Source organism: Bacteroides sp. RTP21281st1_H5_RTP21281_210402 (assembly GCF_040918965.1).
Taxonomy (GTDB): domain Bacteria; phylum Bacteroidota; class Bacteroidia; order Bacteroidales; family Bacteroidaceae; genus Bacteroides; species Bacteroides congonensis.
The window spans coordinates 45,574-69,656 of record NZ_JBCOWR010000004.1; the positions used below are offsets into that span (position 1 = coordinate 45,574).

Annotated in this window: 20 protein-coding genes; 8 read left to right on the top strand and 12 right to left on the bottom strand. The window is 42.9% G+C overall.

Annotated elements, in window-relative coordinates:
- Positions 1-9: 9 nt before the first annotated feature.
- The 4 genes from AB5443_RS07340 to AB5443_RS07355 all read right to left on the bottom strand — a co-directional run bounded on the left by AB5443_RS07340 (position 10) and on the right by AB5443_RS07355 (position 7,406).
- Complete coding sequence (locus AB5443_RS07340) at positions 10-1,311, bottom strand: Na+/H+ antiporter NhaC family protein (RefSeq protein WP_277131557.1); 1,302 nt, start codon at positions 1,309-1,311, stop codon at positions 10-12.
- 186 nt (positions 1,312-1,497) lie between these two features.
- Positions 1,498-4,617 (bottom strand): ATP-binding protein, encoded by a 3,120-nt coding sequence (locus tag AB5443_RS07345; RefSeq protein ID WP_277131556.1) that lies wholly within the window; start codon positions 4,615-4,617, stop codon positions 1,498-1,500.
- Positions 4,618-4,797: 180 nt separating this feature from the next.
- Positions 4,798-6,396, bottom strand: a complete 1,599-nt coding sequence (locus AB5443_RS07350) for a HAMP domain-containing sensor histidine kinase (protein ID WP_277131555.1) — start codon at positions 6,394-6,396, stop codon at positions 4,798-4,800.
- Positions 6,397-6,878: 482 nt separating this feature from the next.
- Positions 6,879-7,406: a DJ-1/PfpI family protein gene (locus AB5443_RS07355; RefSeq protein WP_277131554.1), complete on the bottom strand. Its 528-nt coding sequence runs from the start codon at positions 7,404-7,406 to the stop codon at positions 6,879-6,881.
- Positions 7,407-7,573: 167 nt separating this feature from the next.
- Between AB5443_RS07355 and AB5443_RS07360 the strand changes: the two genes are divergently transcribed.
- Positions 7,574-7,924 carry a helix-turn-helix domain-containing protein gene (locus tag AB5443_RS07360; RefSeq protein ID WP_277131553.1) on the top strand — a complete coding sequence of 117 codons (351 nt, stop codon included), beginning with the start codon at positions 7,574-7,576 and terminating at the stop codon, positions 7,922-7,924.
- 148 nt (positions 7,925-8,072) lie between these two features.
- Here AB5443_RS07360 and AB5443_RS07365 read toward each other — a convergent pair whose 3' ends face one another.
- Both AB5443_RS07365 and AB5443_RS07370 read right to left on the bottom strand, forming a co-directional pair.
- Entirely contained in the window at positions 8,073-8,354 is a 282-nt protein-coding gene (locus AB5443_RS07365) for a PIN domain-containing protein (RefSeq protein ID WP_277131552.1), read from the bottom strand.
- Positions 8,355-8,495 carry a hypothetical protein gene (locus tag AB5443_RS07370; protein WP_022137934.1) on the bottom strand — a complete coding sequence of 47 codons (141 nt, stop codon included), beginning with the start codon at positions 8,493-8,495 and terminating at the stop codon, positions 8,355-8,357.
- Positions 8,496-8,627: 132 nt separating this feature from the next.
- Here AB5443_RS07370 and AB5443_RS07375 point away from each other — a divergent pair, with 132 nt between their 5' ends.
- A complete protein-coding gene (locus AB5443_RS07375) occupies positions 8,628-9,071 on the top strand; it encodes an N-acetyltransferase (protein ID WP_022137933.1) in 444 nt (147 codons plus the stop codon).
- A 465-nt stretch (positions 9,072-9,536) separates the two neighbouring features.
- Here the strand turns inward: AB5443_RS07375 and creD are convergent, their stop codons facing one another.
- From creD to AB5443_RS07400, 5 genes are all read right to left on the bottom strand, one after another.
- The gene (gene creD, locus AB5443_RS07380; protein ID WP_277131551.1) at positions 9,537-10,889 is read right to left on the bottom strand and encodes a cell envelope integrity protein CreD; all 1,353 of its coding nucleotides are present in this window, start codon (positions 10,887-10,889) and stop codon (positions 9,537-9,539) included.
- Between the two features lie 26 nt (positions 10,890-10,915).
- Entirely contained in the window at positions 10,916-11,212 is a 297-nt protein-coding gene (locus tag AB5443_RS07385) for a transcriptional regulator (RefSeq protein WP_022137931.1), read from the bottom strand.
- Complete coding sequence (locus AB5443_RS07390) at positions 11,213-11,812, bottom strand: hypothetical protein (RefSeq protein WP_277131550.1); 600 nt, start codon at positions 11,810-11,812, stop codon at positions 11,213-11,215.
- 249 nt (positions 11,813-12,061) lie between these two features.
- Positions 12,062-13,552 (bottom strand): UxaA family hydrolase, encoded by a 1,491-nt coding sequence (locus AB5443_RS07395; RefSeq protein ID WP_022137928.1) that lies wholly within the window; start codon positions 13,550-13,552, stop codon positions 12,062-12,064.
- 30 nt (positions 13,553-13,582) lie between these two features.
- Positions 13,583-14,647, bottom strand: coding sequence for a LacI family DNA-binding transcriptional regulator (locus AB5443_RS07400; RefSeq protein ID WP_277131549.1), 1,065 nt, complete (start codon positions 14,645-14,647; stop codon positions 13,583-13,585).
- 252 nt (positions 14,648-14,899) lie between these two features.
- On the opposite strand from AB5443_RS07400, the gene AB5443_RS07405 reads away from it, so the two are divergent.
- The 6 genes from AB5443_RS07405 (at position 14,900) to AB5443_RS07430 (ending at position 22,358) form a co-directional block, all read left to right on the top strand.
- A complete protein-coding gene (locus AB5443_RS07405) occupies positions 14,900-15,925 on the top strand; it encodes a sugar kinase (RefSeq protein WP_022137926.1) in 1,026 nt (341 codons plus the stop codon).
- A gap of 75 nt (positions 15,926-16,000) precedes the next feature.
- On the top strand, positions 16,001-16,669 hold the full coding sequence (locus AB5443_RS07410; RefSeq protein ID WP_004300153.1) for a bifunctional 4-hydroxy-2-oxoglutarate aldolase/2-dehydro-3-deoxy-phosphogluconate aldolase: 669 nt from the start codon (positions 16,001-16,003) through the stop codon (positions 16,667-16,669).
- Positions 16,670-16,963: 294 nt separating this feature from the next.
- Complete coding sequence (locus AB5443_RS07415) at positions 16,964-17,866, top strand: cation diffusion facilitator family transporter (protein WP_277131523.1); 903 nt, start codon at positions 16,964-16,966, stop codon at positions 17,864-17,866.
- Between the two features lie 49 nt (positions 17,867-17,915).
- The gene (locus AB5443_RS07420; RefSeq protein WP_277131520.1) at positions 17,916-19,514 is read left to right on the top strand and encodes an aspartate:alanine exchanger family transporter; all 1,599 of its coding nucleotides are present in this window, start codon (positions 17,916-17,918) and stop codon (positions 19,512-19,514) included.
- 46 nt (positions 19,515-19,560) lie between these two features.
- A complete protein-coding gene (locus AB5443_RS07425; RefSeq protein ID WP_277131579.1) occupies positions 19,561-19,941 on the top strand; it encodes a hypothetical protein in 381 nt (126 codons plus the stop codon).
- Positions 19,942-20,030: 89 nt separating this feature from the next.
- Positions 20,031-22,358 (top strand): TonB-dependent receptor, encoded by a 2,328-nt coding sequence (locus AB5443_RS07430; protein ID WP_277131518.1) that lies wholly within the window; start codon positions 20,031-20,033, stop codon positions 22,356-22,358.
- A 147-nt stretch (positions 22,359-22,505) separates the two neighbouring features.
- Here the strand turns inward: AB5443_RS07430 and AB5443_RS07435 are convergent, their stop codons facing one another.
- The gene (locus AB5443_RS07435) at positions 22,506-24,065 is read right to left on the bottom strand and encodes an ATP-binding protein (RefSeq protein ID WP_277131515.1); all 1,560 of its coding nucleotides are present in this window, start codon (positions 24,063-24,065) and stop codon (positions 22,506-22,508) included.
- Positions 24,066-24,083: the final 18 nt, after the last annotated feature.

The window sequence follows — 24,083 nt, forward strand, 5'->3', positions numbered from 1 at the left end:
ACTTCTTTTTTACGAATATCGCCTCGGATAACGGAACAGGATAGCGAGCAATGCACAAGCTCCCATCGTAAAAGGATAATAAAGGTTACCGATGATACTGATAGGGGAGATATTGGCAAGTCCCGCCGCAATCAGCATCTGCGCTCCATAAGGAATAATTCCTTGTATCAGGCAGGAGAATGTATCGAGGATGCTGGCGGTTTTTCTGCGGTCGAGATGAAACTTTTGGGCAATATCCTTGGCTATCGGCCCTGTTGTGATAATGGCGATGGTGTTGTTGGCAGTACACAGATTGGCAATGCTTACCAAGGCGGCAATACTCAATTCCGCCCCTCGCTTGCTGTTGACGTGACGGGTAAGTTTCCTGATTATAAAGTCGATGCCGCCGTTGTAGCGGATAGTTTCCAACATACCTCCTGCCAACAGGGTAATGATAATTAATTCTCCCATTCCCGTTATTCCGGTTCCCATGGCTCCAAACCAGTCGAATACTCCGAAACTTCCGGTAGCGATACCGATAATACCGCTTGTCAGTATACCTATAATTAATACGAGCATCACATTCATGCCGGCAACGGCTGTTCCTAATACTATTATATAAGGTATAACTTTTATCCATTCGATTGTCTGCATTTGTGCGGGAGCGGTAATGGATAATCCCTGAAAGATATAGATGCCCAATACAATGATGGCTGCCGGAACTACTATCATGGAGTTTACGCGGAACTTGTCACGCATGACGCATTCCTGTGTTTTCGTAGAAGCGATGGTGGTATCTGAAATAAACGACAGGTTATCTCCGAAAAAAGAGCCGCCGACCACGACAGCTACCATAAAAGGCAGGGCTATTTCTGTCTTTTCCGCCAGTCCGACAGCAACAGGGGTGAGGGCAACGATGGTGCCTACACTCGTTCCGATGGACAGGGAGATAAAACAGGCGGCGATAAATATACCTGCCAGCAGCAAGTTGTCAGGAAGAATATGTAGTGTCAGGTTGACGGTCGCGTCGATAGCTCCCATCTGCTTGGCGCTATGCGCGAAAGCTCCGGCAAGAATAAATATCCATATCATCAGGAGAATGTTCTTATTGGCGGCTCCCACGGAGAACTGATAGATACGTTGGTCTAGTTTCAATCCTTTGGTGATGGCGATGGCGTAGCAGGAAGAGACGAGGAAAGCAACCGTGATGGGTACTTTATAAAAGTCGTTGACAAGGATGGAAGTAACCAGGTAAAGGCATAAGAATACGAGCAACGGACTTAGCGCCCACCAGCTTCCGGTACGGTCTTTATGTATTTTTTCTTCAGTCATAAATGGATATTGTAGAAATAATTCGAGCTGCAAAGATAGTAAGGAAACACATAAGTACGATAAAAGGCTCAAAATTTCATCCTTTCTTTTTCCGTTTCGGATATTTTTGAAACAAATGTCTTTTATCTTTAGGCAGATGAACTTGTATGGGTGAAAGTGGCGGAAGCGGAAACACTGCTATCCGTTTTACAACAAAATAATGCGCTTCTGCATGATGTCAGTCAGTTGCGCTTTCAGCAAACGTGCGTTGATAGGCTTGGGCATATAACCGTCAAAGCCGCTCTCCATCACCCGTTGCTCATCCGAAGCAAAAGCAAAGGCTGTGATGGCTATAATCGGTACTTTGGCAGAATATTTGCGAATCTCCTTAGTGGCCTCATATCCATCCATGACAGGCATATTGATGTCCATCAATACGATTTGCGGATTGTGCTCCTTAAACAGATTGATGGCTTCCATTCCGTCCCAGGCATGTATCAGGTGATAATCATATTTTAGAATAGACTCGAACAGTTTATAATTGCTTTCGTTGTCCTCGGCAATCAGAATCACCAGTTTGTCTTTCTCGATACTGATGGCCTGTATTTCCTTTTCCGGTGCTTTTTCTACAATCTCCGCCTGTTGGTAGGGTAGTGTAAACCAAAATGTAGAGCCTTTTCCTATCTCTGACTCTACGCCGATTTTACCACCCATATTATCAACAAGAGTACGGCAGATTGAAAGTCCCAGCCCTGTACCTTGCGCAAATGAGTTCAACTTGACAAAGCGTCCGAAGATGCTGTCCTGTTTATCCTGCGGGATACCACAACCGGTATCTGTGACATAAAAATATAATTCGTCATTTTGCCGTTTGTATCCGAAACGGATGCTGCCCTGCTCGGTGAATTTGATGGCATTTGTTATGAGATTGATGATTAGCTGGGACAATCTGTTTTTCTCTATATGCGCGCAACAAGGCTCTGGGGGAGCTATAAATTCCAGTTTTACCTTATCCGATTTGAGCTTTAACTGGCAACTGCTTTCCAAATCACTCATTAAATCGTTAATCTTGACATTGGAATAATGGAAGTCAAGTGTGCCTGCTTCTATCTTGGATAAATCCAGAATATCACTGATAAGTTGCAACAATAAAGTATTATTGCTTTCAATGATGCTCACGTATTCTTGTTTTTCCTCTTCCTCTTGGGTAGAAGCCAATATGCCGGAGAAGCCGACAATGGCATTGAGAGGGGTGCGTATCTCATGGCTCATATTTGCGAGGAAAGCAGATTTCAGACGGTTCGATTCTTCTGCACGGTTTTTGGCGTTCACCAGTTCCTGCTCCATCTTCTTTCGTTCGGTAATGACCAGTGAAGAACCTACCAAAGTCAGCGGTTCTCCTTTATCGTTCCGGGTTTCGACTGCTGCCTGGGCTTCTACCCAGTCTATTCTGTGAAGTCCCTTGTGAACATTCACTATGCGGTATTCTTCTTTTACCTTGTTCGAACGTCCTTCTATCAAGTCTTTGTAAGCCTGTTCTACCCGTGTACGGTCTTCTTTGAATATCTTGGAGAAATATTGGCTGTCGGGCACTGCCAGTTGCTCTTCGGATATATCTTTCCCGAGTGTACTGAGCTCTATCGGTTTATTGATGTCGCATAAGATTGTGTGGCTTTGCAGATCCCATTTCCACGGCACGATATTAGCCACTTCGAGGGACATGGAAAGCTTATTGTTGATAGTGCTTAGCTTCTGCTGTGCCCTGTGCAACTCTGTACTGTCCAGGCAAAATACGTCGATAATATTGCTGTACTGTGTCCCTTTGAGTATTACGTCATAGAAAGTGTCGATTTCCTTGAAGTAATAAGGGAAAGTTATAGCCTTGTTTTCGTCAAGCGCTTTCTTTATGAAATACAAAAACTCCGGCATTGATTCCGGGAAAATTTCACTTGCCTTCTTGCCGATTATTTCTTCTTTGCGAAGGAAATTTTTTTCGAAATGAGCATTAACTTTCCGATAAATCAGTTCGACAGGCATGCCTTTTTCATCCGTAATCAGTTCTTCCTGCATATAGAGGATAGGCATATTGTTTACCAGGTTTTTGTAATTACCCATGGCGTCTATTTCCTTTTGTTGCATTTTCTTTATGATATTCAGGCTATGGATACGATAGAAGAAAAGCACGGCAAGTATAAAGATGAAAGATAAGGAGCCTATGATGAAGTATTGGTTTTGCTCCCAAAATGAAAGTGGCTTATGCAGAAAACGGGTGTTTGAAGGACACATGGACGGAGAGAACCCTTTGCGGAGTAGTGCTGTATAATTGATGATGGGACCACCGTCCGACGGTAGGTAGAAAGGAAGTTCCCTCGCTTGTTTTCCTTGGAGAATGGCTGAAATGGCGTTGACTAATTCCTGGTTGAATTTCTTCTGGTTGTAGGTATAGCCGCCTATCATTCCACCGTTTTCTTCGGTAATATCTGTCATGTTCAGAGTGAATAGAGGGGCGGTCGTTGTCACGATAAGTTTGTGGTCGTTGGCTACTAATGATGAATTGCCGGCAAATGTCGTTTTATAAAACCAGGACGCGAATAATATACCTGTCGTTTTAGAGTCTATACGATATAGCGAGTCCAGCAATTGATTGGTCGTCATTTTCTTGGGTGTTATAAACTGATATTCGATATGCGGATGGGAGGTCTTTAATTCGTCCTCTATATCCAGATTATTGCTTAGATTGATTTCCCGTTCGTCGCCAATAAAGATAAATTTCTTGAGGTTGGGATTTATGTGATTGATTAGCTGTACATTTTCGCGGAGATAGAGATTGGAATACAGGAAAACCATATTGTACGGGTCGGCGAACTGAGACATCGGAATACGGTCGGCCGGTGCAATCGCCTGTTTCCTGAAATAGGATTTTTGTGGGCCTAGAAAATCTTCTTCCGAGCAGAGAATGACAGGGATGTCACCCCAGAATTTTCTGTATTCATCTCTCAGTGTGAATGCGGGACTTCCCAATAACACCAATAACCGGGGACGTGGCTGTGAGTATTTTTGAGAAATCATATTTTTAAAATCTTCCAGAATAGAATCGTTGTCCGTCATTAGTGTGTTCATATGTTCCGCATACATTGCCAGTTGAGAGTCTTTCTGGACGTATTCCGATATGGTAGAAATCGTGCGACTGCTCCACGGTGCAGATTCTGCATAAGAATTAATACACAAAATGTAATTCGGAATATCTATATAGTTTCTTTGGGCTGGAAGGGACGGCGCAGACAAGAAGCATAGCAAAAAGAGCCATAGGCATTTTCTTATATCCATGAGAAATGTTTGTTTGTGATATCTTTATTTTATGGTTTTTATTTTAGCAGTACAAATGTAGTGAAAAAACGGATTGAAAAACTATTTCTATGATTAATTTTGCCGGAATGCTTGTTTTAGTGGTTATTTTATCCCTTTTTTATGCTAAACCCGCTTTCTGCGAGTATTAGCATATCTTTTTTATCCGGCTGTATAGGGATGGGTAAACCAAAAGCGGCTGCCGGTTCCCAATTCGGATTCGACACCGATAGTGCCGCCAAGATGTTCGATAATACTTCTGCAAATGGACAATCCAAGTCCTGTACCCTTTGAAAAAGAATTGAGCTTGACGAAACGGTCGAATACCTTGTCTACTTTTTGGGGAGCAATGCCCATACCTGTATCTGTGACGGAGAATTCTATTTCCCCCGTATCTTCCTTGAAATGATATTCAAGAATAATCTGTCCTTTCTCCGTAAATTTGAGTGCGTTGTTTATGAAGTTCGTAATCACCTGCATCAGACGCTTCTTGTCTGTATGAATATAATATTCAGGCAAGTCGGGAGCCAGCAGGACAGGGACGGGCTTATCCTCTTTTATGTCATAATTGCGCATAATATCTTCGCAGAAGCTCTTGATGTCCAAATGATCCATTGTGAAATCGAGTGTACCCGCTTCTATCTTTGACAAGTCGAGAATGTCGGATATCAGTTGCAAGAGCAAATCCGTATTCTCTTGCATGATATTCACGTACTCCTGCCGTTCTTCTTTATTATCCGATTCGACCAAAAGGCTGGCGAAGCCGACAATCGCGTTTAACGGAGTGCGGATTTCGTGACTCATATTGGCAAGAAACGCAGATTTCAGCCTGTCCAGGTTTTCAGCTCTTTCCTTGGCTATTCTCAATTCTTCTTCTATCGTCTTCTGATGGTCAATATCGACACTGGTGATAACGTGTGCCATCTGTCCGTCTATCCAGGCAAATGCGGCACTGAACACACGAAACCAACATTTGTCAAACGGGCGTTGATAATCCCAGGAGTAAACTTTGGTAGGCAGGCCGTTTTCATCTATCAAATGTTTTTTAGGGCAGAACTCACATTCTCCTTTTTTGTCGGTATAAAGAGCTTCCCAACACTTCTTGCCTTCGAAATGTTTAATGCCGCCATAAGGGGCGGCCATAGATTCATTGACATATAGCATGTCATGAGAATCGAAAGAGTTGACATAAATATCGACTCCCATATTGTTCATGATACTGCCTAAAGTCTTGCTCGCCCTCACTTCTCTTTCTTTATATTCGCGGACAGCAATTTCCTTAGACAGAGAATCTAGCAGAAGATGAATCATTTGCAACTCTTCATCCGTGAACGGATTTGTTTCTTTTCTGTCTGCAAATCCGACAAATCCGATGATTTTTCCTTCCGAATCTTTAAACTGCCGCACTAACAATGACTCGGCATTATAGAAGTCCATAATGGCAATGTCATCCGGAGAAGTATCCGTATTTCTATTGCTATAAAAAGGAGTATTTCTGTTCTTTGTATAGTTGATATGTTGTCTGGTCATCTCGTTTGTTTCAAAACGAGTCTTTAGGATATTATTCTCATTTCCAATCGTTTCCTTCAAATAGAAATAACGGAATCCGTCTGTCTGATACACGAATCCTCTTTTGAACCCGTAGTAATTGCAAATATCTGTCAGAGATTCAGTGACTTTCTTCTCTATGGATTCACAGCCGTTCAATCTTTCTAAAAAATGAAGTAAAAATGCATTAAAACCCTCTTTCTCTTTAATCATATATTTTTTTTAACGCCATTAATTTGAATTACCCTAGTTGAACGTCCCACTTTTTTCATAAAACTTCAAGCTGCTAATATACACACTTTTAGACTGCCAGATTTTTTATTTCGATATTTTATGATGTCTTGTTCTTCTTTATTTTGGCACGAAAAGGGAAGAGTAAGTTGAAGATAAGATTGGAAAGGCGGATATATTCCAAGTAGCTGATGGTTCTTTGAATGTTTTTTTGTTGAATATTATTTATGATTGCACTGTAATGTTCACTTTCTGGATATCGATTTTTAAGTAATTGATTATTAGTGGGATATATTCTTTGATTTTCCTTTAAAACCAACGGGTCATTCCTTTTAAAGGAACGACCCGTTGCACACCGAGGAAGACATCGTTTCTTTTAAAGGAACGCATCACTCCATAGGCAGAGTTTATAAAATACTAATTTATGTCTATATTTTTCTGCTTCGTACTTGCTTTGTCTTACCTTACTTTAATGCTTCTATAACTTGCGGCAACATTGTCCAAATGGTATTTTCATCTTGTGCGGTATAGAAGTTGCCGTCTATCTCTGATTTTTCATCGGTAGCTGTTCCGTTCTGGATAGCCGGTTTGGCTAACGGGTGAACTGCCACTTTCTTACCTTTCGATATGCCTGTAAAGTCAAACATCATTGCGCCTGCACAGTGTCCAATCATTATTTTCCCCTTATCCCCAAAGGTTTTGATTACTTCCATTAAATCTATATTATAAGGTTTGTCCGCATTTTGTTGAAATACAGGTACGGCGTCTCCACAAGAGAAAACGAGCGCGTCAAATTCATCTTCGTGCCCCTTCAGATTGGCAATCACATCATCTGTTGTCAAGCTGATTCCCGAATTTGTTTTAATCTCTTTCGTATCCGATACGGCAAATACTTTATATGAAATGCCATTTTCGAAAAACGCTTCCAAGTATTGGAATAATCCACAACCGTTTACCGGATTCACTGCTAAAACTGCTACTTTCTTTGCCATAATCATAATTATTTAAAATGAAACAATAGTTATTATTAGTAAGTTTATTACTTTTGTGATGCAAATGTATCTTCCTTTGTGGAGAAATGCAAGAACGCACCTCTGAATAAGGAAGTTACATGGAAGTAACTATTGCTGTAAGTCAGTTAAATACAAAACGTTAAAAGATGAAAAACTTTCACCCGACAGGAAATTGTCCCGTAAGAGATGTACTCAGCCGCTTGGGAGACAAGTGGTCGATGCTGGTGCTTATTACTTTGAACGCAAACGGAACTATGCGTTTCAGCGATATTCATAAAACGATAGGAGATGTTTCTCAGAGAATGTTGACGGTAACTCTCCGTACGCTCGAGTCCGACGGATTGGTAGAGCGGAAAGTGTATGCGGAAGTACCTCCTCGGGTGGAATATAGCTTGACGGATACGGGAGGAACTCTGATTCCTCATATTGAAGGATTGGTTGGATGGGCCTTGGAGAATATGGATACTATTTTAGAACATCGGCAAATAGATGTATAGCGTTCATTATTTTTTATTGAATATCAAATCAAGTCCTTGGGAACGATAAAATTCAAATCGGGTATCACTTGAAATGAGTGGTAAATGCTCGGTGATGGCATGGGCGATAATAACGTGGTCGGATGGGTCTTTATGTCCTTGTATTTCATTAATTTCTAATCGTGCATAAGTCTGCATATGTTCTTTCTTCAGAGGGAAGTATTTTGATGTAGAGCTCCTTTTCAATTGAAGTGACCATTGCTTCTACTGATTTCCAGCGTTTGGAACATAAACCTTTATTTCGGTATCCTACAATTAATTCGCGGACAGATTCTGCACTCATATAAAGTACCGTGTCAGGCTCCTGTAGTATAGCTGTTACATCACGGTCTAACGAGTCTCTGTCAATCACTGCATAAACAAAGATATTAGTATCTATCAAATATCTCATTTATAGTAAGAATTTAGGGTCGTTTACTATGAGGCTTCCCTTTAGTTTGCCAAGTGCTTCCCATGTCTTATTTACTTTCTTTTTCTTCGACCTCTGCACTTTGACTTTCTTTTCTTCTGGTATTTTCTTTTCTTCTTTCATAATTCTATTATTATTAGTGTATCACATTTCCGTAGACAAAGATAATCTATTTATTCCAAATATCAGGATAAGTTTCGTTAAAGTAGAGTCTGGTATTTTAGTTTTTTATATCTTTATGGCAAACTAGATAATATGGAGATAAAAAAAGTAATTTCAGATAAGAAAGAATTCCTCGAACTGTTACTCTTGGCTGATGAACAAGAGGATATGATAGACCGGTATTTGGAGCGTGGCGATATGTTCGTCCTGTATGACGATGGATTGAAAGCTGCCTGTGTGGTAACTCGTGAAGGGGAAGGCATTTATGAAATCAAGAATATTGCTACTGTTCCTTTTTTCCAACGTCAGGGATACGGGAAACGTTTGGTTGAATTTCTATTCGAGTACTATCAGGACAAGTGTACTGAAATGTTAGTTGGTACGGGAGATGTGCCTTCTGCCATATCTTTCTATGAACATTGCGGTTTCACAATTTCCCATCGTATAGAAAATTTCTTTACCGACAATTATGACCATCCGATTTATGAAGAAGGTGAGCTGTTGACGGATATGGTATATCTGAAAAGAACATTTTGATACTATCATAAAAAAGAGTCTTGAACTATCCGTATATTTGGGTAAAAAGAAAGATGTGTTAGTTTATATTATCATATAGACTGGCGTGCTTATCAATGCACTTCTATTCTGTAAAATTAGGTTGTTTTATTCTTACAACTGAATGCTCCACTATTAATAAACTTGATTTCTGTTTATAATAAACTTTTGGATAGTTTATTATAAACGGTATCAGAGTTTATTAAAAACTATTTTCTGCGTTTTTCGGGGATAGATTAAATTGTTTAAGTAAAAATGTAAACAAAATAGGGTAATAATCGTTAGACTATTACCCTATACCATATTTGTTCTGATACTAAAATATATCAGTTTAAATGCTGTTTATGTATCTATTTTTCTTATATTACTCATGCTGTTTATCACTTTTATTTCTTCAAAGATACAAAATAAAAAGTCGTTTGTCAAGTGTTTCAAAAGAAAAGCGGATTATTCATTGAACCAATCAATTTTCTTGGAGAAATACATTACCATTGCCAGGATAATAAATAATCCCAAGCTGCCTGCCAACAGAGCGAAAGTCTCTAATTGGATAAGGACAAATATATAAAGATAGAGCACTCCCAATAATCCGGACATGATTAATGACGGCTTCTTTCTCTTGGTGATGCCGAACATATATCCACCTGTCAGTATGATAGTCAGTGCGGCAGATAACAGATAAGCAGGGTTGAAACCGATGTGTTCGGAGAAGGAGAGGAGCAGACTGTAAAATAGGCAGAGTGCCAATCCCACTAACAAATACTGTAAAGCATGAATACGGGTTTTATTCATAATTTCAGTGAAGAAGATAACTCCGAATGTCAACAGGATAATCAGGATAGCATACTTGGCGGAACGCATGGATTGCTGATACTGCTCTACCGGAATCTTGAAGTTAACGCCGAAACTGGAATTATCTATATCTTTGATATTGGAACTGGTATAGTCAATCATTACTTGTGAGTAGTTCCGGTTTAAGTTCAGGACTTGCCATTGTGCCGAGAATTCTTTCTCGGTAATATCCCGGTTATTGGGTAAATAGCTTCCTGTAAAGCTCGGTGTATTCCAATTGGCTTTCAAGTCGACGCGGGTTGTCTTACCCAGTGGGATGAAGTTTATGGATTGCGAGCCTTTCAGTTTGATTTTTACTTCGTAAGGCAGTTTCGTGTTGTTCTTCAGTTCCGATAAATCCGCAATGGCGTGTACACCTGTATTATCAATCCCTCTGTTATCCATTCCCGGTTCAAATACATAGACGGAATCTCCGAGGGTGATACTAATCTGTTCGCTGATACCACGCATATCGGTCAGGTTCAGACAAATGGCGGCTCTGTCGAATTGCAGCTGACCCATATCTATTCTGCTCTTTAGCAGTTCTTCCGAACTGAAAGAACCTTTCAGGGTCAGTTCCGATTGGTACACATTGACTTCGTAGAGACTTCTTTTCAGGATTTCCGTCTTTAGTTGTCCGTTAATCAAAAGCTCGTCGGGAAAGAGTATCAGGTCTTTGATTGACACCTTCTTTTCTCCGTTGTTCTCTGTGACCATCGGGTATTGGATATTCAGATAAGGGCCGGTGACGGTCTGTGCGAGACTCCATTTCTCGCTTACCTCATTGATTGCTTCTTCCTGCGTGCGTCCCCGTTCGGAAATAAGATTTTCAATCATGAACATAGGAATCATCAGGAGAAGGATTAATCCCCCGATAATGACCACCTTGATTGTTTTGGAGAAACGGTGAAGGCATCCCATAGGTTGCTGTGCCTGTTGCTCGTTTGAATTTTCATTGAAACCGTCCATAAGCTGATAGTGTTTAGATGAATGAATTATTTTGATTTTAGAAATTGCTCCAGAGCTTCAATATGAGATTTGAAAGCTTCTCTGCCTTGCGGAGTTGCTTGAAAGGCAGTCCGCGGCTTTCGTCCGACAAAACTTTTGTTGCATACGATGTATCCCAGTTCTTCCAGCGCACGGGTATGGCTGGCAAGGTTACCGTCGGTCAATGCAAGCTGTTCTTTCAGAAAATTGAAATCAGCTTCCTCATTTACCATCAGAACAGCCATGATACCCAGTCGTACCTTGCTTTCGAATGCTTTATTAATATATTGGAATGATTCTATCATTTATGATTTCTTTCTTTCGTAATGTAAATAGAACAATATGCCATAGAGGATATGGAAACCACCGAAGCCTATCGTCCAGAATAGCAGTGAATGACCTGTCCAAAAACAGTCGGCGGCACCCAGGCAGATGAAAGCATAGCCCAACCATGCCACGCTGGAATAGGTAAATTTGGATACATTGACCAACGCCAGTCCATAAAATAGAAGCATGATGGATGCCAGAATATCGTAATACTCGTGCATCAGGATAGAAATACATACAATGCCACCGGCCAACATCGGAAGGGAAAAATTCCATAATGCCCGATAGGTGAGCCGGCTGAAAAACTTCTGTCCTGTCTTTTTTGATTTACAATAGGACAGTATTCCGGCAGTGATGGCGGCGGCTATCAGTACCGACAGGGCTATGATAGCCATTAATTCCAATGCGACGATTAAATACGTGTCCGGTGTGATAACTTGTGTCGCGATGTACGCGCCGGCCAGTGCGTAAATGCCTGCCAGGATTGCGGCGAGCCCGCTGACAGAGATAAACTTTGAGGACTTTTCCATCAACTCTTTTATCTCAAAAACCGATTCTAATGCTTTATCTTTATTCATATTAAAAGTACTTTGTAGTGCAAAGTAAAATAAAACATTTAAGATGAACAAGATTTTATCTGATTATTTCAATAAACAGGTTCAAAAAAGAAGTTGGATAGATATTTCTCTATTCGGCTGCATTGGAATAGTCATAAATCTAAAAAAAAATTGCTATCCCGTTCAATTTGTCATTGAGTGAGGGATAGCAACTCGTATTATAATTCTAACAATCTATTCTTTTTATCAGAATACGGAATAAAAGGCGATTTATAAAGTTACGCCTGTCTTGAAGATAGCAATTTCGCGATACCCTTTCTTTTCGTTATTAACGAACTCACCGCTTGCCACTTTGATAACGTAATCAATGAAGTGCTCGCAAGTCTTCTCCATCGGTTCGTTCTCAACGATAACCCCTGCATTGAAGTCAATCCATCCCGGTTTGTTTTTAGCCAAAGTCGAGTTGGTGGAAATCTTCATGGTCGGGACAAAAGTGCCGAATGGCGTTCCGCGTCCGGTTGTGAAAAGTACCATGTGGCATCCGCTTGCCGCAAGAGTAGTGGCTGCAACCAGGTCATTGCCCGGAGCAGAAAGCAGGTTAAGCCCTTTCTTTTGCAAACGTTCGCCGTAAGGCATTACGCCGGATACATAACTCTTTCCGCATTTCTGCGTACATCCCAACGCTTTTTCTTCCAATGTAGAGATACCACCGGCTTTGTTTCCCGGAGACGGGTTTTCGCCGACAGGCTCTCCATGTGACAGGAAGTATTCCTTGAAGTCATTAATCAGATGTACAGTCTGCTCGAACAAGTCTTTGTTTTCGCAACGGTTCATCAGGATTGTTTCCGCACCGAACATTTCGGGAACTTCCGTCAATACGCTTGTGCCACCCTGTGCAATCAGGAAATCGGAGAACATGCCGAGCAACGGGTTTGCCGTAATACCGGAGAAACCATCGGAACCACCACATTTCAGGCCTACACGAAGTTCGGACAAAGGAACATCGGTACGCTCGTCTTTAGATGCTTTCGCATATAAATCACGCAGGATTTCCATTCCTTCTTCGTATTCGTCGCCTACTTTCTGAGTGACCATGAACTTCACGCGGTCTTCATCATACTCGCCCAGAAATTCGCGGAATACATCCGGCTGATTGTTCTCGCATCCCAGACCCACTATCAACACTGCACCCGCATTAGGATGAAGCACCATGTCACGAAGAATCTTCTTCGTATTCTCGTGGTCGTCACCGAGTTGCGAGCAACCGTAGTTGTGCGGGAAAGCGACAATGGCATCCACGCCTTTGCCTTCCGTTTCGCGGCGCAGCCCTTCGGCCAATTGTCCGATGATGCCGTTCACGCAACCCACAGTCGGGATAATCCATATTTCGTTTCTAATACCTACGTCACCGTTTTTGCGGCGATACCCTTTGAAGGTAAGGTCTTTGCGGGCGATATCCAAAGAAACCTGAACCGGGTTGTAGGTATATTCCAACAATCCGGCGAGGTTGGTCTTGATGTTCGTTTCGTTCATCCAGTCACCCTGTTGTCTGGCCATCAAGGCATGACCGATGGGGTAACCGTACTTGATTACATTTTCACCCTCTGCAAAATTCTTCAATGCGAATTTGTGTCCGGCGGGAATGTCTTCGTTCAATGTAATCTCAATGCCATCTACAGAGAGATGCTCTCCTGCCGGGAGGTTAACAATGGCAACGGCAACGTTGTCGGCAGGATTAATTCTTAAATACTTTGTTTCCATGTAATGTACTTGTAAAGTTGTATTTCGTTGTTATTTGCTATGGTAATAGTCAATTGTTTCTACTGTCAACAAGTCGATAGGCATATAGTTGATGCAAGTGACCTCTTTTTTGAAGATGAGGTGGTCGCAAAGAGCTTTTATACCGTTGGCGCCTTGTAGTTCCGGTTGCTGGGCAATGAGGAAGGAGACATTTCCTTCTTTCAGGCAGGTGACATTCCGTTCCAGAAGGTCATAGCCTATCAGATTGAAATCTTTCTTTCCGCGACTTTGCAGGTATTCGCCGACGATGTAGACTTTGGAGTTGAAGGTGATTCCGTTCTTCACCGTCGGGTGGGTACGGAAGAATTCATCCAGCATCTCGTTGTCTTCGTCGTTGCGTTCGGCATGCAAGTCGAGCTCCAGTATATTACAAGACGGATGATGCTCTTCCATGTACTGCCTGAAACCGATTTCTCTGTTCTCTTGCTGATTGGAACCTACAATACCTTCATGTATTTTACGGAAAATGACGATTTCCTTCTCGTCCCGTGCCAGTAGCATCATCATCCGTGCGGCAAAGTATCCGCTTTGGCGTGAGTTCTGACCGAAGAAGGCGAGGGGAGGAACATCTTTGATATTTGAGTCTATATATATATAAGGTATATCCAGTGCCTGCAACTGATCCGTGAATCCCTTTGTATATTGGGGAGCGGTAGGAGCTACCATGACTCCGTCCGGCTGAAGCTTCAGAATCGCTTCACTGGCATCGACAAACGAATGATAGTCGTATGGGTCGTAATAGTTGATTTTCACCGAAGTGTTGAAATCCGAATAGGTGGCGATAGCTTCATGGATACCCGACTCAACGGCTGTCCAGTATTCGCCTTCCAGGTGTTCCGGCAAAAGACAGATAAACGTATATTTCTTGTTGGATGCCAGGGCGCTGGCGTACATGTTGGGCTGATAGTCGAGTTGCTTCAGGATTTCCTCCACGCGTTTTTTGCTTGCTTCCGATACTCCGCTGCGTCCGTGAATGACGCGGTCTACCGTTCCCACTGATACATCCGCCAAGCGGGCGATGTCTTTGATTCTAATCCTTTCGGGCAATTTATTCATACGATAACCTTATTTATATAGGTATATGTGCTCGCACACAATAATAATCTTAATATTTTCGATACAAATATATAACAATTTTTGTAATTACGAAAATTGTTGTATCTTTGTGCCCGCACACGAAAGGTATGCAGTGTTAACCTTTTGATGGTTTAATAATCATGTTATCAGTGTGTTAACCCTAAAAATAGGGCTAAAATGATAAATTGAAAGTTCATAATATTAATAACTTAGAAATTAAAACATAAAATTATGGGAAAGAAAGTCGTTACGTTAGGCGAAATCATGCTTAGATTATCAACTCCGGGTAATACTCGTTTTGTTCAATCTGACTCTTTTGATGTAGTATATGGTGGTGGAGAAGCGAACGTTGCAGTGAGCTGTGCCAACTACGGACATGAAGCTTATTTCGTAACTAAATTGCCGAAGCACGAAATCGGACAGTCTGCTGTTAACGCATTGCGTAAATATGGTGTGAAGACAGACTTTATTGCTCGTGGGGGCGACCGCGTAGGTATCTACTATTTGGAAACAGGTGCTTCTATGCGTCCTAGCAAGGTTATTTATGACCGCGCTCATTCTGCAATTGCCGAAGCCGATGCTGCTGACTTCGACTTTGACGCTATCATGGAAGGTGCTGACTGGTTCCACTGGTCTGGTATCACTCCGGCTATCTCTGACAAGGCTGCCGAACTGACCCGTCTGGCTTGCGAAGCTGCAAAACGTCACGGTGTAACTGTTTCTGTTGACTTGAACTTCCGTAAGAAACTGTGGACTAAAGAAAAAGCGCAGTCTATCATGAAACCGTTGATGCAGTTTGTAGACGTATGTATCGGTAACGAAGAAGACGCAGAATTATGCTTGGGATTCAAACCGGATGCTGACGTTGAGGCAGGTCACACGGATGCTGAAGGTTACAAAGGAATCTTCCAACAGATGATGAAAGAATTCGGATTCAAATATGTCGTTTCTACATTGCGCGAATCTTTCTCTGCTACTCACAATGGTTGGAAAGCTATGATTTACAACGGAGAAGAGTTCTATACTTCAAAGCGTTATGATATTGACCCGATTATCGACCGTGTAGGTGGTGGTGACTCATTCTCAGGTGGTATCATCCATGGTTTGATGACTAAGCCTAATCAGGGCGAAGCTCTTGAATTTGCTGTTGCCGCATCTGCTTTGAAACATACTATCAATGGTGACTTCAACCTTGTTTCCGTAGAGGAAGTTGAAGCATTGGCTGGTGGTGACGCAAGCGGTCGCGTACAGAGATAAGGAGATAAGTTGAGAGTTGAAAATGGAGAGTTGAGAGTTTGAAAAATCAATTCATTTAAAATAGTAAATAATAAAATGGCAAAATTTGATAAAATAGCCGTATTGAATAAAATCGGCTCTACAGGAATGGTTCCTGTATTCTATCACAAAGACGCAGAAGTTGCAAAGAAAGTAGTAAAGGCTTGTTATGATGGTGGTGTTCGTGCTTTCGAATTCACAAACCGTGGTGACTTCGCGCAGGAAGTATTTGCTGAAATCGTAAAATTCGCAGCAAAGGAATGTCCTGAAATGGCAATCGGTATTGGTTCTATTGTTGACCCGGCTACTGCTGCCATGTACTTGCAACTGGGTGCTAACTTCGTAGTAGGCCCGTTGTTCAATCCTGAAATAGCTAAGGTATGTAACCGTCGTTCGGTAGCTTATACTCCAGGTTGTGGTTCTGTATCCGAAGTCGGGTTCGCTCAGGAAGTAGGTTGCGACCTTTGCAAAGTATTCCCGGGTGACGTTTATGGAACTAACTTCGTAAAAGGCCTGATGGCTCCGATGCCATGGTCTAAGCTGATGGTGACCGGTGGGGTGGAACCTACTAAGGAAAACCTGACTGCATGGATTAAAGCCGGCGTATTCTGCGTAGGTATGGGTTCTAAACTGTTCCCGAAAGATAAGGTAGCAGCAGAAGACTGGGCTTATGTAACTGCAAAATGCGAAGAAGCGCTCGGCTATATCGCTGAAGCTCGTAAATAAGACTAGAGGGCGAAAGCCATCTATATAAGAAAGGGGGGCTGATGCGACAGTCTCTTTAAAATATGCCTCGAAGGGTTAGTTAGTTTAGTTAGTAAATGAGGCATATTTTCATTTTGTTTAAAGGTGTTTAAAGGGGATAAGCCATCGGAATGAGCGACTCATTCCGGTGGCTTGTTTTATGTTAATGCCTATAGGATATGAAAAAAAGAATCAAGTCATTAATCATAATGGGTACTTTTGAACTAATTATTTCTGTAGATGTTTCTTATATATAAAGAATAATAGCTGTATAATATGGAACCTCATCATCATCACGAACATAATCATCGGTTGACATCGCTCAATAAAGCCTTTATTATAGGTATCGCTCTGAATATAGCTTTCGTTATCGTAGAATTCGGAGTCGGTTTTTATTATAATTCTCTTGGTTTGCTTTCCGATGCCGGACATAATCTGGGCGATGTGGCAAGTCTTGTACTCGCCATGCTGGCTTTCCGGCTGGAAAGAGTTCATCCTAATAGCCGTTATACTTATGGGTATAAGAAAAGTACCGTACTTGTCTCTTTATTGAATGCAGTCATACTATTAGTTGCTGTCGGCATTATCATTGCCGAGAGCATAGACAAACTGTTTCATCCGGTTTCCGTCGATGGGTCTGCCATAGCTTGGACGGCGGGAGTAGGGGTGATAATCAATGCGCTCACTGCCTGGCTTTTTATGAAGGACAAAGATAAAGATCTGAATGTGAAAGGAGCTTACCTGCATATGGCAGCCGACGCGCTGGTATCTGTCGGCGTAGGTGTCTCCGGGATTATCATCATGCATACGGGATGGAGCATTATCGACCCGATAATCGGGCTCGCGATAGCCGTTGTCATTATTATTTCTACCTGGGGATTGCTTCACGATAGTCTTCGCTTGTCATTGGATGGTGTTCCGGTAGGCATAGATGCACAAAAGATTCAGCAACTGATAATGGGACAACCCGGCGTAGAAAACTGCCATCATTTACATATATGGGCGTTGAGCACAACAGAAACTGCGTTGACTGCCCATATTGTGGTTGATGACATCACACAAATGGAAGAAATAAAACATCACATAAAAGAAGCGCTTGAGGAAGCAGGTATTCATCATGCCACTTTGGAATTTGAAAATGAGAAAGGCACTTGTAAGATGGAATGTTGTGCGGATTAAAATAAAATCCGTACCTTTGCGCCCTTAAAACAAACTAACCTTTATTTTTATGTTTACTGACTTATTACACTCCTCTTATTTCTCCATTTTCCTGATTGTCGCGTTGGGATTTATGCTGGGAAGAATTAAGATTAAGGGGTTATCTCTTGATGTGTCTGCGGTAATCTTTATCGCACTTCTTTTCGGGCATTATGGCGTCATCATTCCCAAAGAATTGGGAAATTTCGGTTTGGTACTTTTTATTTTTACCATCGGTATTCAAGCAGGGCCCGGATTCTTCGATTCTTTCCGTAGCAAGGGAAAGACGTTGATTATCATTACCATTCTCATCATCAGTTCCGCTTGTCTCACGGCAGTAGGACTGAAGTACGCGTTCGATATCGACACACCCAGTGTGGTTGGCCTGATTGCCGGGGCGCTAACCAGTACGCCGGGTTTGGCAGTCGCTATCGACAGCACACATTCACCTTTGGCATCCATTGCTTACGGTATCGCATATCCGTTTGGAGTGATCGGGGTGATTTTGTTTGTCAAACTGTTGCCTAAAATAATGCGGGTGGACTTGGATAAAGAAGCACGCCGTCTGGAGATAGAACGCCGCAGCCAATTCCCGGAGTTGACTACCTGTATCTATCGTGTCACCAATGCGAATGTATTCGACCGCAGCCTGATGCAGATTAATGCACGTGGTATGACGGGAGCTGTCATTTCACGACTGAAACATAAGGAAGAAATATCCATTCCTACCGCTTCTACCGTACTACATGAAGGAGACTATATACAGGCGGTAGGCAGCGAAGAATCGCTGAACCAACTCGCAGTGTTGGTAGGCAAACGTGAAGAAGGAGAGCTTCCTCTGGACAAAACACAAGAAATCGAGTCTCTGCTGCTGACTAAAAAAGATATGATAAACAAGCAACTGGGTGACTTGAATTTACAGAAAAACTTCAGTTGTACAGTGACCCGTGTCCGTCGAAGCGGTATCGACTTGTCTCCATCTCCCGATTTAGCTTTGAAGTTCGGTGATAAACTGATGGTAGTCGGCGAGAAAGAAGGACTTAAAGGCGTGGCCCGTCTGCTGGGAAATAACGCGAAGAAACTATCCGATACGGATTTCTTTCCGATTGCAATGGGTATTGTACTGGGAGTGTTGTTCGGCAAAATAAATATCTCTTTCTCTGAAAGCCTGTCATTCTCGCCGGGATTGACCGGGGGAGTTCTGATGGTAGCTCTTGTATTGAGTGCTGTCGGTAAGACAGGGCCCGTCATTTGGTCAATGTCAGGGCCTGCCAATCAGTTGCTGCGTCAGTTGGGACTGCTTCTTTTCCTTGCTGAAGTAGGAACTTCTGCCGGAAAGAACCTCGTAGCCACTTTTCAGGAAAGCGGATTGCTGATGTTCGGAGTAGGGGCAGCCATCACTTTGGCGCCGATGCTCATTGCAACCCTTGTAGGACGTCTGGTGTTTAAAATCAGTTTGCTCGATTTGCTGGGAACTATTACCGGCGGTATGACAAGTACGCCCGGTCTGGCTGCTGCCGATTCGATGGTGGACAGTAATATCCCCAGTGTGGCCTATGCAACCGTTTATCCGATTGCTATGGTATTTCTGATTCTATTTATACAAGTGATAGCTTCAGCCGTATATTAACAGTATTCTGTCTGAACATTGATTGTTAAAAGAAATATTTGTATCTTTGCCGTCCCAAAGCAAAAATGAGGTGAAACGATTGTTATTGAATATTACACGCTATTTCTTGCCGATACTCTTTGTGTCGTATTTGGCAAGTCTTACATTCTTTGCCCACGTGCATGTGGTCAATGGCGTGACAATCGTCCATTCACACCCGTTCAAGAAAGGGGCGGCACATAAACATTCAACAGTCGAACTGATACATATCCACTTCCTGTCTCATCTGACAGTGGACGGTGCGGCTGTTGTTTTTGCTCTTTCCCTTTTCATCCCATTTTTATTGTGCCTGTTGCTCAAACGTCCGCAGCATACACATTTTCATGCTCCTTATCATGGAGTGACAGCACTCCGCGCTCCGCCTGCCATTCGTTTTTCCGTTATTTGAATGATGACATTCTGCCTTTTAGTAATCAGGCAGGGTATTATCTGTTTTCTCACGTGAATACTTAACGAAGAACGAATTACAAACGAAAAATGAAGAAATACATATTTTCGCTTGTCTGCTTGTGCTGTGCACTGTTGCCTGCCATCGGAGGACAAGCCTACGAACATCCCAATCATCCCGAATTACGTAAGTCGGATGCCAATATTATCGGTCATATCCTTGATAAAAACACGAAAGAACATCTGCCATATATCACAGTGGCACTGAAAGGTACTACCATCGGTACTGTCACCGATGCTACGGGACACTACTTCCTGAAGAATCTTCCCGAAGGAAATTTTGTGCTCGAAGTAAGTTCTGTCGGTTATAAAACCATAAGGCGCAACGTGACGTTGAAAAAAGGACGCACTTTGGAAGAAGACTTTGAAATAGAAGAAGACGCGGTTGCCCTGGATGGTGTCGTTGTATCTGCCAACCGTAATGAAACGGCCCGCCGTTTGGCTCCGACACTGGTCAATGTCGTTGATTTGAAAATCTTTGAGAATACGAACTCTACGACTTTGGCTCAAGGACTGAGCTTTCAGCCCGGAGTACGTGTTGAGTCCAACTGCCAGAATTGCGGTTTCCAACAGGTGCGTATCAACGGACTGGATGGCCCTTATACACAAATCCTGCTGGATTCACGTCCTATCTTCAGTGCACTCTCCGGTGTATATGGTATCGAACAGATTCCCGCCAGTATGATAGAGCGGGTAGAAGTGATGCGTGGCGGTGGCTCGGCATTGTTCGGTTCGTCTGCCATTGCGGGTACAATCAATATCATTACTAAAGAACCAATCCGCAATTCAGGCATGTTGTCTCATACGATAACGGGAATCGGTGACGGAGACGCTTTCGACAACAGTACTTCCCTGAATGCCTCATTAGTGACGGACGACCAACGTGCCGGACTATATATCTTCGGGCAGAACCGCCACCGTTCCGCTTACGACCACGACGGAGACGGATACTCTGAAATCCCCAAAATACATGGGCAGACAGTCGGCTTCCGTTCTTTCCTGAAAACAAGCACTTACTCCAAACTGACTTTTGAATATCACCATATGGAAGAATTCCGCAGAGGAGGAGACTTGTTGAACCGTCCGCCCCACGAAGCGAATGTGGCCGAACAGACCGAACATTCCATCAATGGCGGTGGTGTGAAGTTCGATTATTTCTCACCTAATGAGAAGCATCGTTTCAATGTATTCGCTTCCGCACAGCATATCAATCGTGACAGTTACTATGGTCCGGGCGACAGAGACCCTTTAGATGCATATGGAAAAACCACTGACCTCAACTGGATGGCAGGCTCACAGTATGTTTACAGCTTCGGCAAATGCATCTTCATGCCTTCCGACCTGACAGCAGGAATAGAATTCAATCAGGACAAACTGGAAGATAACATGTGGGGATACAACCGTACGGTAGACCAAAAAGTAAATATCGGTAGTGCATTCCTTCAGAATGAGTGGAAGAATGAACACTGGGGATTCCTTATCGGTGGTCGTCTGGACAAGCACAACTTGATAGGCCACATTATTTTCAGCCCGCGTGCCAATCTGCGCTACAACCCGACAGAGAATATCAATCTCCGTTTGAGTTATTCATCCGGTTTCCGCGCTCCGCAGGCTTTTGATGAAGATTTGCATGTGGAGAATGTAGGTGGTAATGTGGCAATGGTGAAGCTTGCTGATGATTTGAAAGAAGAAAGGTCACAAAGCCTGAGTGCATCGGCAGATATCTACCATCGTTTTGGCGCATTTCAGGTCAACTTTCTCGTTGAAGGGTTTTATACCAAATTATCCGATGTTTTTGCTCTTACCGATGGGGAAGTAGTTGATGGGATTCTGACACGTACACGCCATAATGCGGCGGGCGCACGGGTAATGGGATTGACACTGGAAGGAAAAATGGCTTACTTGAACAAATTCCAACTTCAGGCAGGAGTTACTTTGCAACAGAGTCATTACAGCGAACCGCATACATGGAACGAAGATGCTCCGGCTGTGAAGAAAATGATGCGTACACCGAATACTTACGGCTATTTTACAGCAACTTATACCCCGATAAAACCGTTATCCATCGCCCTTTCGGGCACCTATACCGGTTCGATGCTAGTCCCTCACGAACCCGTTCCGGGGTTCCTTGAAAATCCGATAACGGTAAATACGAAAGACTTTTTCGACATCGGTCTGAAAGCTGCCTATGACTTCAAACTTTATAAGTCGGTGAACTTGCAGGTGAATGCCGGAATACAGAATATCTTCAACGCCTATCAGAATGATTTCGATAAAGGTGCCGACCGTGATTCGGGATATATCTACGGCCCTTCCTTGCCGAGAAGTTTCTTTGCCGGAGTGAAAATTAGCTATTAGGTTGTTTCTATACGATTTTGCAGGCTTTCAACAAAAGTCCGCATTTTAAAAGAGAAGGCAGTAGCTTCTTATCAATGGGAGGAGTTACTGCCTTTTCATTTATATGGTGAAGCCTGTCAAGAGATGGCGGGATGCGTCAATAATAGGTTATTCTTCTATTTTCCAGTCTCCGATTGTCCGCGTGGAGCTGTCGAAGTTGATGCCGGCTTTCACTACTTTCCGGTGGTCGGCCGCGTATGGAATGGCGTATCCTTTACTGTTTATCTGCGCCAAAGCTTCTTCTGCCGTACCGTCCATTTTGAATTCAAGTACATAAATGGCATCCTGCATTTTAATAACCACGTCCGCCCGTCCGACGGCGCTTTTTACTTCGGTATCCACATACTGCCCCATCAGGCGGAACAGGAGATAGAAAATAGTCTGATAATGCTTTTCTTCTTTGTTGTTCAGGTCGTTCGGGATAGAGGCGAAAAAAGAGCGGGTACGTTCGAGACAAGATTCGAGGTTTCCTTTCATCAAATCGCGTACGAAAGACACTACGTAAAAGTTGCTTTCGCGCGTTGGCTGGTAAAGATAAGAAGGAATAAGCGATTCGATAAAGCCGATTCGAACCTCTTCGTTGGGATAGCCCAATGTATAGGTGCGGAAGAAGGCGTCGTAAGACTTGATGGTGAGATAGCCGCTTTGATAAAGCACCGGAATGGGGTCGGTAAGACAATCCGTGGCCTTGTCGAAATCTTCCGGCTTGGCGTCCATACGGTCGAGCAGACGGATGTCGAAGTCCATCTGTTGCAGGAGTTCTATCAGGAAGGTGGGGGTACCGGTAGAAAACCAGTAGTTCTCATAGCTTTTTTGTGCAAAAGCATTAATCAGGCTGAAAGGATTGTACACATCCACACAGGATTTACTGAAATGATATCCGTCATACTGTTTCTTTAAGTGGGCGCATGCCTCTTCATACGTCTCATCATTGGCTTGAGCCATTTGTTCGATGTCTATTTTCATCTGCGTCAGTAGTTCTTGCTCGGTGATACCGCAGATAGCGGCATAATTGTCGCTCATACTGACGTTCTGAAGATTGTTCAGTTCGCTGAATATACTCATTTGACTGAATTTGCTGATACCCGTAAGGAAGAGGAAACGAAGATATTTGCCTGACTTTTTCAAGGGGCTGAAGAAGTCTCGCATGATACCGCGAATCTCACGTTGCAACTCATGATCACTGTTAGTGTCCAACATCGGGGCATCATATTCGTCTACCAATACGACAACCTGCTGTCCGGTTTGCTCATAAGCGCGTCGGATGATGCCTTCAAGACGCAAACTGAATGTGTCTTCGCCTTCCTGGCGTCCGTAGACGTTTTCCCAAAGCAGTAATTGTACATTGATAGATGCGCGGAGTGACTCTGCTTCCATATATTTACTGCCGCTGAAGTCGATGTGCAGCACCGGATACACCGTCCAGTCCTGTTCCAACTGCTCCATGGCAAGTCCGTTGAAAAGCTCTTTCTTTCCCAGAAAATAGGCTTCGAGCGTAGAGACGAGCAGGCTCTTTCCGAAACGGCGGGGACGGCTCAGGAAATAAACCGTGTTTGTATTAGCCAGTTGATAGACCAATGCTGTTTTATCAACATATATATAGTTGTTGTTGCGCAACTGTTCAAAATCCTGTATCCCGATAGGATAGCGCCTGAATGTTTCTTCCATATCAAATCTTTATTATAG